A 12,918-nucleotide genomic window follows, 5' to 3' on the forward strand; every position below is an offset into this window, starting at 1 on the left:
TCGTTACTCTACAATCTTAAATCATTAGCCTTTATCCGACAATCTCAAGATGTCTCCAAAAACACCTCTTGCTGTAACTGCAGATCCCGCTCCAGCTCCTTGAATTACAATTGGTCGGTCTCCGTAAGACTCTGTATAAATCTCGAAGAAAGAATCAGAACCTTTCAATCCTCCTAAAGCAGTATCCGAAGGTACGGAAACTAATTTTACTTCCAAAATTCCTTTGTCATGTTGTAAATCTCCAGACAATTCCCCGATGTATCTCAAAACGTGATTTGGTTTTTGGTCTGCTTTTATCTTATCATAAATAGGATCAAATTCCTTTAATTTAGTCAAGAAATCTGCCGCACTTCCTTCACGTAAGTGTTCTGGAATTAAATTCTGAATATCAACTTCCTCAAACTCATTTTGCAAGTCTAGTTCTCTCGCCAATATAAGTAGTTTTCGACCTACATCATTCCCACATAAATCCTCTCTTGGATCTGGTTCAGTAAAACCACTATCAATTGCTTCTTTCAATATTTCGCTAAACGGAACATCTTTGGAAGAGAAATTATTAAACAAATAGCTTAATGTTCCTGAGAAAACGCCTTTTATTTTAGTGATATTTTCACCAGAAAGATGCAATAATTTAATAGTATCAATTAATGGTAAACCCGCACCTACATTGGTTTCATATAAATAATTCTTCTGATTATCAGCTAATGATTTACGTAGCTTTTTATAAAAACCATAACTTAAAGTATTCGCTATTTTATTTGAAGAAATTAAATCAAAACTGCTTTCAACTAACGGAATGTAATTCTCGACAAAATCAGCACTCGCCGTGTTATCAATTGCAATTAAATTTTCTAGATGATTCGCTTCTGCAAAAGCAATAATATCGCTTAATGTATACGCTGACCCCTTAGCTTGAATTTCGTTTTTCCAGTTAGCCGAAACTCCGTTTTTATTCAACAGCACATTTCGAGAATTGGCAATAGCAAAAATATTCAACTTAACATCTTTCCTTTTTTCGATTGCTTCCGCCGATTCTAAAATTTGATTGATTAAGGTTCCGCCAACTAATCCATGCCCAAAAATGGCAATATTGATTTTCTTCGCAACCCCAAATATCTCCCCATGAATAACATTCAGCGCTTTGTTAAGTTCTGATTTTTTAACCACTAAACTCACATTCTTACCCGTAACGGTATTATTGAATAAAATAGGAACAATTTTGTTTTTTATCAAAGCCGTATAAGGCTTATGAAACGTACTAAGATCTTGGCCTATTATTGAAATTACCGATACGTTGTCGACAACTGTAATCTTGTTGACATCCTTAGAATAGAAATCATTTTCGAATTCTTTTTCTAATTCGATCATAGCTTTTGTTGCTTTATCAGCAGCAACCACAAGTCCTATTCCTCTTTCTGAAGAACCTTGAGAAATAATACTTACGCTAATATCATTGTCACCCATCACCTTGAAAATACGCGCATCCACTCCTGTTTTTCCAAGTAATCCTCTTCCTTCTAAATTTACCAAAGAAACATTTTCTAAAACAGATAATGTTTTAATTCCGCTGACATTAGAATTTGAAGTAATTAAAGTTCCATTATTTTCGTGATTGAAAGTATTTAAAATACGAAGCGGAATATTTTTCTCTAATAAAGGAATAATTGTTTTTGCATGCAAAATATTCACACCAAAATTAGCAATTTCATTTGCTTCATTATAAGACAAAGATTCAATCTTTTTAGCATCTAAAACCAACTCGGGATTAGCAGTGTAAATTCCATCAACATGAGTGAAATTTTGCAATTCTTCGGCATTGATATAATTAGCGACTAATGACGCCGTATAATTACTTCCGTTTCTACCTAAAGTAGTGGTTTCGTGTTTTGCATTCGAACCAATAAAACCAGTAATCACTAGAATTGAATCTTTATTCTCTTTGAAAATTTGAATGATATTTTTCTTAGAAACAGCGTCCAAAGGTTGTGCATCCCCAAAATTAGAGTCGGTTATAATTAATTCTCTGGTGTCTGCAAGTTTCGCAGGAATACCTCTTTCATTCAATAAAAAAACCAATAATTTAGCCGAAAGAACTTCGCCATGTGCTAAAATTTGATCTTGAATTTTCACGCTATAATCCCCTATTAAACTAACACCTTCAAAAAGCTTATCTAGCTTATCAAATTCAGTTGAAAAATCAACGGCATCAAAACCATCTTTTTGATAGGTTTTAAAACTTTCTAGTAATGGCTTATAATTTCCGTTTTTTGCAGCTATAGTCAAAATGTCGTCTAGCTCATCTGTTGTTTTTCCTCTTGCCGAAACTACGATTGCAATTTTCTCGTCTTGTTTTATTTTTTCCTCAATAATATCTAAAACTGTGTTGATCCCTTCACCGTTTGCTAAAGACTTTCCACCAAATTTTACTATTTTCATCTGTTTTTTATTTTTGAAAACAACTTCTAATAAATTGTCTAGTTGTTCGTATTCCATCAAGAAAGCATCGTGTCCGTGTTGCGAGTCAATCTCACTATAGAATACATTATTTTTAAATTTTTTAATCTCGTTGTACGTATCTCGATTCTCCTTTGCTGTAAAAAACAAATCCGAATTGATTCCTACAATGTATATATTAGCATCCACTTTTGAAATAACTGATTCTAAAGACTCATGATTCCTAGTTATATCAATCGTTTTCAATAATTGGTTCATCATTTTATAAGCTGAAAGCTGAAACCTTTTTTCTAGTTTTTCTCCATGGTAATTTAACCAACTTTCTACTTTGAACGTTTCTAGTTGTTCATTGAGATCTCTATTAAATTTTACCTTGAAAGATTCAGGCGTGCGGTAGCACAACATGGCATGAATACGAGCGTCTTCAATAGGCTTTTTAGAATTATTTAGGATTTGCTCTTGCAAATAACAATTAGCAATCAACCAATCAGTTGCTTTCCAATCTGTAGCAATTGGAATGAAATTTTGAGCTAACTTAGGCTCTAAGGCCAAAATTTCCCAAGCAATTCCACCACCAACAGAACCTCCGATAAGAGCAAATAAAGAATCAATCTTTAAGAACTTTAGTCCTTCAATGAAAATTTTAGCAATATCTCGAGCGACAAAATCTCTGTAGTTCTCAATAGTCGCTGAATTGAATCCGTTACCAGGAACATCAAAAGAAACAATGGTATATTTCCTAGTATCGATTGTTCTATCGACACCCACAATATCATTCCACCAACCCGATTCGCCAATTACTTGTGAGTTTCCGGTCAAGGCATGATTAATTAAGATAATGGGAGCGGTATGCAAAGCAGCGCCAAAAACCTGATAACTTAAGTTTAGGCTAGCATAAAAAGCACCATTGTGCGTGGTGAAATTTTGTATGGTAATATGTGTTGGTTTATTTTCCAATGTCAAATCTTTTATTGATTTTGATTTGTATTTGGAAATATTAGAAAGAAAAAACTAGGTAAATACTAGAGAAATTCTTGTTGTTATCTTTCCACTTTAGGGAGTGGTAGAATGCAGCACCTTCTTCGATTTCTCGAAGGGTTGCTAAGGCTTCATCGGGTCTAATCCCTCGTCCTTTCTTTATAACATTTCAATACGTGTGTGAACTTATTACTGCAAATTAACTACATATTTTTATAACAACCAAACTTTTCCCATCCCGATTATTAGGGAAAAATATATTTAACAAAAAAAACGCGAGACATTGCTGAACATAACAATTCAGAAATTACTCGCGTGTAAATCACTATAAAGACAGCTCGCTATCAATTAGATAAAAAGAGTATCGTTTTCCTTTGAATACATCAAAAACTGTAATGAATTTGGTGATTTATTTAAATCATTAGCATTGGTGTCGTTGATACCAAATCTTGGATGAACTAAATCATCTACCGTGATTTTTATACTATTTTTTTTAGTTTTTAAGTTCCTTAAAAAACTTACCGCTCTGGTAATTCTACTAATTGCCCCCATGTGTCTACTTGTTTAATTGTTGCTATGTTTATTCTTGCTTGTTTGTTACTCTTTATTCTCTTTTAAATACCATAAAAAAACCCTTTTGGATAAATACCAAAAGGGTTAAAGTTATAGTAACTTATACTTTTGGCATATCAACATATTTTTACAAATAAGGTAATCACTAGTGATCTATTATTTCTAAAAATATGTTTTTCCATGCTAATTATCTTTAAATTCTAAATTGTTTTAATAAAAAAGCCTTCCAAAAGAAATAGGAAGGCTGATGCTTAATTATAGCTATAATATAAGGCAATCATTTCCTTGCAGATGATTCCGAAATAGTTTTAAGATTTACAATAATGATTAAATTCATCTTTGGTATTTTCTTGCAACAAATCTCAGTTTTTTTTTGCTAGTTTCCTAATGACTATCAACATTTTAACTCCTTTTTAATACAAATATTATAATCTTACAAACTGAGATTGTAATACTATAAAACTCATCTTACGTTTGGATAAAAAGCAGTTTTCAAACGATAAAAAATGCACTTTATAAATTCTTATAATAAATCAAAAACTGCTTTTAAGTCGGCTTTTAAATCTTCGATATCTTCTAAACCTACAGAAAGACGAATCAAATCTTTAGAAACACCTGAAGCTAACTGTTGTTCATCAGATAATTGTTGATGCGTTGTACTTGCTGGATGAATAATTAATGATTTTGTATCTCCAATATTTGCGAGTAGCGAAAATAGTTTGGTATCATCGGCCACTTTTTTAGCTGCTTCAAAACCTCCTTTTAGACCAAAGGTTACTAATCCGTTTTGTCCTTTCGGCAAATAACGTTTTGCCAGAGCATAATATTCACTTGATTTCAACCCTGGATAATTTACCCAAGCAACTTGCTCCTGACTTTCTAACCATTGTGCTAATGCTAATCCGTTCTCACTATGTCTCTTTACACGTACGGCCAATGTTTCTAAACCTTGAATAATTTGGAACGCATTAAACGGACTCAAAGCAGCTCCATAATCACGTAGTCCTTCAATTCTTACTCTCGCAATAAAAGCAGCGTTTCCTAAAGCTTCATGATAAACCAAGCCATGGTAACCAGCATTAGGCGTTGTAAATTCCGGAAAACGACCACTACTCCAATCAAAAGTCCCCGCATCAACAATAACTCCTCCTAAAGAAGTTCCGTTACCTGAGATATATTTTGTCAAAGAATGAATAACAATGTTCGCTCCGTGCGCTATTGGATTTAGTAAATATGGAGAAGCTACTGTGTTATCAACAATTAAAGGCACTTTTAATGCTTTTGCTTCAGCAGAAATAGCTTCAATATCCAATACATCTAACTTTGGGTTACCCAAACTTTCTATAAAAAACACTTTTGTATTCTCATTCGCTGCCTTAGCAAAATTAGCTGGATCAGAAGGATCTACAAAAGTGGTTGTAATTCCTAGTCGCGGCAAAGTAGTTTGTAATAAGTTAAATGTTCCTCCATACAAACTGCTAGATGCTACAATATGATCACCCGTTTTTAACAACACTAACAAAGCGGTTGTAATCGCCGCTGTTCCTGAAGCAGTAACAACAGCACCTATACCGCCTTCTAATGCTGCTAAACGTTGTTCTAGAATATCATTAGTAGGATTATTAAGTCTAGTATAAATATAACCCGCTTCAGAAAGCCCGAATAAATTAGCCGCATGCTCTGAATTATCAAAAACATACGATGATGTTTGGTAAATGGGAACCGCTCGAGTTCCTGCGTGTTTTGTTACATCATGTCCAGCATGCAATGCGTTTGTTTCAAATTTATTAGTACTCATAATTTTAGTTTTTTGATTTTATTGTTATTTATTAAATAAAAACCCTTTTAGATAGGTATCCAAAAGGGCTTTAAGCTGTCTTATAAACTTATACTTTTGGATTACCTGAAACAAATACACATCATGGCTTTTGCACAAATCATAGATTTGACAATTGACGGATTAACTTGTTTAAAATTTAGATTGATCATTTTATCTTATTATTTATTCTAAAAGAAGTTCTTCTTTAGTTTTCAAAAAAAAAAGCTTCCCTTTTTGAGGGAAGCTTTTGCTATATTTAAGATTTTAAATTGAAGCAATAGTCTACCCTAAGGAATGAACCTTCATGGCTTTTGACATATTACAAACATTTAATTTCATGGTTTCCTTTTTTTGTTGAAACAAATTTGCTGACAATAATTTATATATCCTAATATATTTTAAAAAATAACAAATAAAATATTTTCTGTTAAAACCCCACTAATCAATAATTTAAAACAAACGTTAAACCACCCACAAAATTGACAGCTGTTCTTAATGCTAAATTAACTTTAGATCCCATTGAATTTCTTAAATATAGGATAATCTTTAAATTATATGAACAGAACTTCATTTTCTCGAGAATACATTTGAAGCATTAAGGAAATTGAAGTGTTTTTAGACCTAGGAGAATTTGTTGTTTTGGTTTGAATTCTTGGGTGCACTAATTCGTGAATTGACTCCACTTTTTCTTCTTTTTTTACCCTGAATCTAAAATCTGACTTTGACAAAGCTGGTTTTGATGTTTTCATGATATTCCTTTTTAGCAGTTTGCTTTTTCATTTTCCTCTATCGTACGTACTAAAGCATCAGTTGCTCAAGTACTACATACCCCTTTCTAACCCATTTGATTGCCAGCACTAAACAACCGCTAAAAAAGACAAGAATAAAATACGCCTATTTTACCCTCTTAGGAACACCTTGAAAAATCTTTCATTAAGCGTCCCTTACTATCTAATTTTACTTAAAGCAGGCTTTAACAATTTTCATGTTTATTTTAACCACTCTTCTAATCTGTCTATCGCTTAATCGTTTATTATTGTATGCCTTAATCAGTCGTTTTTTCAAAGATTCCCATTTCTCTTTCATATAGGGATACAATGATATTGATCGTTGATCACCTTTTAATGCATTCAAATAATGCTTATTGTATTCCTTAACGTAATTATTATAGTCATCAAGGTATCTATCCCATTTATTACTTACGGTAACTTCGTTCTCTTTTCCTGTTTTTTCAAGTAATAAAACCTTTTGAATTGCTTTCATAATAAATTATTTTTTTGGATTGATAAATTATTTTTAACTCCTCGCTTACGTTTAGGATATGCAAGATTACCTTTCTTAATTCTAGCTATATAAACTAAAAAAACATATGCTTTTTTTAATTATAAAGTCTTTGAATCCCTACATTTAAGCTTTAACAAATTTAACAAACAGTAGTAACGAAGTGAAACATACTCGTTTAAAAGCCACAAAATCAGATATTTTACACTTTAAACAAGCCATTCTTAAGAAAAAAGTCATAAAAACTTCTGAATTCGAATCCCCGTAAAAACAATACTAAAGTAGTTTTATGATTTCAATCATAAGTAAATAGTATGTCATTAAATTATTATATAAAAGTAAACTAATCAACCGTATTTCTACTCTGTTACCTAAATAGATTTTTAGTTGATTAAAAAATAACAACACTTTCCTACTTAAAAAAAACTTAAGTTTAATTTGCAATTCAAAATGGTTTCATACCTTTGCACTCAATTACAAGAGGAAAAATTTGAACTGATTGCAACCTCTTCATAATGAAACGAATTCATTATGGATGCTGAAAAATTTTCAGTAGAAAAAATGCTAAAGCAGAAACTCTCCTTTAGTATTTCCCGCAATTATTTTTCCTCCCTTAATTTTAAATTTATATTTATTATGGCATATTTATTTACGTCAGAATCTGTAAGTGAGGGGCACCCAGACAAAATTGCAGATCAAATTTCAGACGCATTAATTGATAATTTTTTGGCATTTGACGCTGACTCAAAAGTAGCGTGTGAAACTTTAGTAACAACGGGACAAGTAATATTGGCCGGTGAAGTAAAGTCAAATACCTACCTTGATGTTCAACAAATCGCTCGTGATGTAATCAAAAAAATTGGTTACACTAAAAGCGAATACATGTTTGAAGCCAATTCTTGCGGTATTCTTTCTGCTATTCACGAACAATCAGCAGATATAAACCAAGGTGTTGACAGAGCGAACCCTGAAGACCAAGGAGCTGGTGACCAAGGAATGATGTTTGGTTATGCCACAAATGAAACTGAAAACTTCATGCCTTTGGCATTGGATTTATCTCATAAATTATTACAAGAATTAGCTATTCTTAGACGTGAAAATAATGAAATTACTTATTTACGCCCAGATGCTAAATCACAGGTAACATTAGAATACAGTGATGATAACAAACCTACACGTATTGATACCATTGTAATTTCTACTCAACATGATGATTTTGATGAGGAATCAGTTATGCTAGCTAAAATTAAAAGCGATCTAGTGTCGATTTTAATTCCAAGAATTATCGCTAAAAACCCTGCTCACGCACATTTATTTAATGATGCTATTCAATATCATATTAACCCAACTGGTAAATTTGTGATTGGAGGACCTCATGGAGATACTGGATTAACAGGAAGAAAAATCATTGTGGACACTTACGGAGGAAAAGGAGCTCACGGTGGTGGTGCTTTCTCTGGAAAAGACCCAAGTAAAGTAGATCGAAGTGCCGCTTATGCTACACGTCATATTGCTAAAAATTTAGTTGCCGCAGGTGTCGCTGACGAAATTTTAGTTCAGGTTTCTTATGCTATTGGTGTAGCGAAGCCAATGGGAATCTTCATTGAAACTTACGGAACTTCAAAACTTAACTTAAGAGACGGAGAAATTGCCAAGAAAGTAGAAGAAATCTTTGATATGCGTCCTTACTTTATTGAGCAACGCTTAAAACTAAGAAACCCTATCTATAGCGAAACTGCTGCTTACGGACACATGGGACGTACGCCACAAATAGTTACTAAAACCTTTTTTGCTCCAGGAGGATTAACAAAAACGGTTGACGTTGAGTTATTCACATGGGAAAAATTAGATTTTGTTGACCAAGTGAAAGATGCTTTTGGATTGTAATTCAAAAAATATAATTTATTTCTTTAAACGGCTATCTGAAAAGGTAGCCGTTTTTTTGTACAAATATTTAATAAATAGAAATAGCGCATCACACTTGAAATTCACCCGTTCATTATTTAGTAAAAATAATATTAAAAAAAGAGGCTGTCTAATAAAAGACAGCCCTTTGTAATTGAATAGGTAACGTCCACAAACGCTAAAAAAACGGCTCAACTTAATTGAACTGGTTTTCCATGTAGAAACGGTTCATTTTATAAATTATATTTTAACGAAAACACAACGTATCTAGGCTGAACTATATACTGCGATGATCTATATCCCGTTTGACTAAAGCTATCATCATTTATAGTTTTAGTATTTAATAAATTTGTCGCAGCGAGTGTATATTCCATTTTAGCATCTTTTTTACGGTAACTAAAGCTAGAGTTTAAAAACTCATACTTATTATTTATTGTCCCTTCAGTATTTGAATAGGTATAGTTATTATAATCCGCAGTTAATGAAAATGCTTTTAGGAAGAAATAATCTAATTTTACAAATGGTTGTTTTGTTTTGAAAGTTGTATTTTGATAATCGTTTAATGTCAATGAATACCCTAGTTCTAAATTAGGCCAAATTTTAAATTGAGTTCCCAGTGAACCTTTATACGTCTGAGAAAAAGATTCTGTTGTTTGTACAAAATCAATTAAAGGATCTGAAGGGTCTTCTGGATTTGCTCTTAAACTATTATATTTAGACCAATTTAAATTTAAGTTAACAGAGGCTTTGTAATACTTAAGAAATGACCGCTGATACCCTAGCATCCCATTAACACTCTCGTTTTCAAAATTAGCATTTACTTTTTCACTCACTTGATTTATTCCATTAAAATAGGCTCTATTTACAACCGGATCAGTTGTCTTACTATAATTTACATTTCCAAAAACAGTCGTGAAATTGAATAAATTATATTTAAAATACCTTAGAGCGTGCGTTTCTTGTAATGCATTTTCCAACAGTCTATTCCCTCTATTGAAGGAGTTGAAATTTGAAAAGACATATCCCTGAACAAATGAATTAATATCATTGAATACATTCGTCTTTCTAAAATTATACGTCAATGACTCCGACTTCTTAATTTGATATTGAGCAAATAAATCAGGTAAAATTCTAGAAAAATTATCTTCTACCTTCGTACTTAACTGCTCATTAAAGGTGTTATATCTATGTACCGTTAGACCAGGGTTAAAAGTAAATTTACCAGTAATAAATTTATAATGTGCCCCTAAATAAACATCGTTAAAACCATAGGTAACATCATTTCTATATTCATCATTGTTCAAAATCGATTGATCTCCATTATCTAAAATCTGGAAAATTAACGAATTGTAAGCCTGATAAGAGTTAGTATTTCCCAAAGTAAAATTCAGATTGCTTTTAGCCGTCAACGAGTAATAATAATCTGCTTTTACATCTAATTTATTTGTTTTTACAAATCGATCTTGATTTATATTAAAACTACTCTGATTTGAATCAAAACCTAAAAACGGAAAAGGATCATTTTGTAAATCAGGATTATAAAATGGATCTTCATCCTGATATAAATGTTGCATCTCAAATGCCCAAGTACTTTTTTTATTTTGAGTCCAAAACATATTTACACTCTGATTCAACGCTATAGGACCTTGCTTTTTGAAAGACTTTATACTATTACTCTGAATCAGAACTCCAGAAGAATCATAGGTGACCGAATTTGTCAGCAAATCATTGTCTTCTGTTTGATTTGATTTTCGTAACGATACATCATAATCAAATTGAAAATTCACATTTGGTTTAAACTTTGATCCAAATTTAAAAATAGACAAATTATTTCTCAAATTAGACAAATCAGATCTATTTTCGTTTGTTTTTATCTCAGTAGAATTAGGCTGAAATATTCCGATTTTTGTCTGTGTATTAGTAAGTGTTTTATTAGAAGAAAGAACACCAAAACCACTAATATTCCAACTTTTAGAAATCTGTTGCGTTATGTTTATAGCCCCAAATTTATTTTCAATATTTTGCGCTTTATCATCCCTTTGGGTAGAAATCCCTAAATCATTACTTGAAACATTAAAGTTTGTTCCTCCCCTACCAATTGTGTTTCTCGAACCACCTGTCAATCTAAAATAATCTCTATTAGAAAATGGCACATCTCCTACATTATTGAAATTAGTAATAACATTAACACTTGTTTTTGGACTATAGTAAAACAGCTTGGGGTTAATAATAAAACGATCTACAAAATCCGTCCCCGCAGAAATATCACCAAACCAAAATCTCTTTTTACCTGATTTTAGTTTAATATTAATAGCAACATCATCATTATTGTTTTCTAATCCTTTCAATTGATTTACCTCAGAAAAATTTCTAAGAACCTGAATTTTATCAACTGCACCGGCGGGTATATTTCTAGACCCTAATTTAGTATCACCCTCAAAGAACTTCTTGCCGTCAACCAGCATCTGAGTAACTTTTTTCCCCTCTACCTCTATTTCTCCATCAGCATTTACTTCTACACCAGGCAACCTTTTAAGAATGTCTTCTAACTTCCTTTCAGTCCCTGTTTTAAATGAGTCTGCATTATAAACAATGGTATCCCCTTTTATAGAAACCGGCATTTCTCGAACAATCTCTACACCATCTAACTCAATCCCTCCTTCTTGAAGAACAATTGTTTTAACTATGTTTTCTGTAGAAGTAACAATCTCGACTTCTTTATTTTGCATCCCTAAGAAACTAATCTTAAGACTGTAGGTCGTATTAGGTTTCAAATTTAGAGAAAACTTCCCTTTGTCATTTGTGATTGCATAGGCATCCATTGCTTTTGTAACACCATTTACAGCCATGACATTTGCCATTTCAAGTCCTACCGATTTAGAATCATTAATAAATCCCTCCAACTTTATAGATTGGGAATAAAAAATAGAAGTAATAAAAAGAAATACAATTTGTATTGTTGTTTTCATGCAGAGCAAGTATAAAGGAATAATTTAATTAGATAAAACTCAAATTCTAAACATTATTAATGTCTCATTTGCATACCTCCACGACCTTGGTTCATTTCACGCATTTCTTGCATTTTTTTAACCACCGTGTCGTCAAATTCGTTTTGAGAAATCTCTTTTCCTTTAGTTGGTGCCTTTATGACTACTTTTGCTTTAGAGTTTAGTACAATTTTCGAACATAAAATAACGGTTTTACCATCATTAACTTCTAAAATTAAACCTGGCAATCCCCAATAATTTTCAGGACCTTGATTTACTGGAATCTCAGGCGTATACCAAGCTGTAATAACAAGCTCCTTAGGCATTTCTAAATTATCCAAAAAATTCGTTTTCTTTTCACCGTCAGCAGGCTTTTCAGCTTCTGAATCCTCTTTTTTACGTCTAAAATTTCTAAAATCAGTTTTACTAGCTGGTCTTACAGTTGTCGCTTTAAAGCAATTGTACCCCCCAATAACTCTAGTTTCGCCTTCCATTTTCCACTGATAATTTACTAGGAAATCCTTTACTAGGAATTCTTTTCCCATAAATTCTTTATCGACAGCATACAGTTTTTCTTTTACATTTTTATATAAAGTACCGCCACCACCAGTCATTGAAGCCATCATTCTCATTCCGCCCCCTTGACCCGAACCCGGAGTTTCTAATTTTTCTTCTTCTTTATAAATGGAAGCCGATTTGTCAAAATTTAAAATAAATGTTTTTTCAAACATACTCTTCATCCGTTCTTCCATCGATTTTTGCATCTCAGGAGTAATTTCCCTATTCCCTCCAAAATTTGACTTAAAATCAGCCGTACTCGTTTTAGATTCATATACAGCCATCCCCTGAAACTCTTGGGCTTGCAAACTTAAACAGCTAAATGCACTAAGTGCTAAAACCAAAATTACTTTCTTCATGAGT

8 protein-coding genes and 1 riboswitch are annotated in these 12,918 nt (G+C 32.3%); of the genes, 1 reads left to right on the top strand and 7 read right to left on the bottom strand.

Annotation, left to right across the window (positions count from 1 at the left end; genetic code table 11):
* Nucleotides 1-24: 24 nt before the first annotated feature.
* From thrA to QO182_RS02615, 5 genes are all read right to left on the bottom strand, one after another.
* Nucleotides 25-3,411, bottom strand: a complete 3,387-nt coding sequence (thrA, locus tag QO182_RS02595) for a bifunctional aspartate kinase/homoserine dehydrogenase I (protein ID WP_371559802.1) — start codon at nucleotides 3,409-3,411, stop codon at nucleotides 25-27.
* 80 nt (nucleotides 3,412-3,491) lie between these two features.
* A riboswitch (SAM riboswitch) is annotated at nucleotides 3,492-3,600 on the bottom strand.
* 180 nt (nucleotides 3,601-3,780) lie between these two features.
* Complete coding sequence (locus tag QO182_RS02600; RefSeq protein ID WP_371541348.1) at nucleotides 3,781-3,984, bottom strand: hypothetical protein; 204 nt, start codon at nucleotides 3,982-3,984, stop codon at nucleotides 3,781-3,783.
* 544 nt (nucleotides 3,985-4,528) lie between these two features.
* Nucleotides 4,529-5,803 (bottom strand): O-acetylhomoserine aminocarboxypropyltransferase/cysteine synthase family protein, encoded by a 1,275-nt coding sequence (locus tag QO182_RS02605; protein ID WP_371559804.1) that lies wholly within the window; start codon nucleotides 5,801-5,803, stop codon nucleotides 4,529-4,531.
* Nucleotides 5,804-6,375: 572 nt separating this feature from the next.
* Nucleotides 6,376-6,573, bottom strand: coding sequence for a hypothetical protein (locus QO182_RS02610; RefSeq protein WP_371541354.1), 198 nt, complete (start codon nucleotides 6,571-6,573; stop codon nucleotides 6,376-6,378).
* 208 nt (nucleotides 6,574-6,781) lie between these two features.
* The gene (locus QO182_RS02615; RefSeq protein ID WP_371541356.1) at nucleotides 6,782-7,087 is read right to left on the bottom strand and encodes a hypothetical protein; all 306 of its coding nucleotides are present in this window, start codon (nucleotides 7,085-7,087) and stop codon (nucleotides 6,782-6,784) included.
* Nucleotides 7,088-7,741: 654 nt separating this feature from the next.
* Here QO182_RS02615 and metK point away from each other — a divergent pair.
* On the top strand, nucleotides 7,742-8,992 hold the full coding sequence (metK, locus tag QO182_RS02620; protein WP_371541358.1) for a methionine adenosyltransferase: 1,251 nt from the start codon (nucleotides 7,742-7,744) through the stop codon (nucleotides 8,990-8,992).
* A 251-nt stretch (nucleotides 8,993-9,243) separates the two neighbouring features.
* On the opposite strand, the gene QO182_RS02625 is transcribed toward metK, so the two are convergent.
* The gene (locus QO182_RS02625; protein WP_371559806.1) at nucleotides 9,244-11,979 is read right to left on the bottom strand and encodes a carboxypeptidase-like regulatory domain-containing protein; all 2,736 of its coding nucleotides are present in this window, start codon (nucleotides 11,977-11,979) and stop codon (nucleotides 9,244-9,246) included.
* Nucleotides 11,980-12,035: 56 nt separating this feature from the next.
* On the bottom strand, nucleotides 12,036-12,914 hold the full coding sequence (locus QO182_RS02630) for a GLPGLI family protein (RefSeq protein ID WP_371559808.1): 879 nt from the start codon (nucleotides 12,912-12,914) through the stop codon (nucleotides 12,036-12,038).
* Between the last annotated feature and the right edge of the window lie 4 nt (nucleotides 12,915-12,918).

This window comes from Flavobacterium sp. Arc2, assembly GCF_041431385.1.
Classification (GTDB): domain Bacteria; phylum Bacteroidota; class Bacteroidia; order Flavobacteriales; family Flavobacteriaceae; genus Flavobacterium.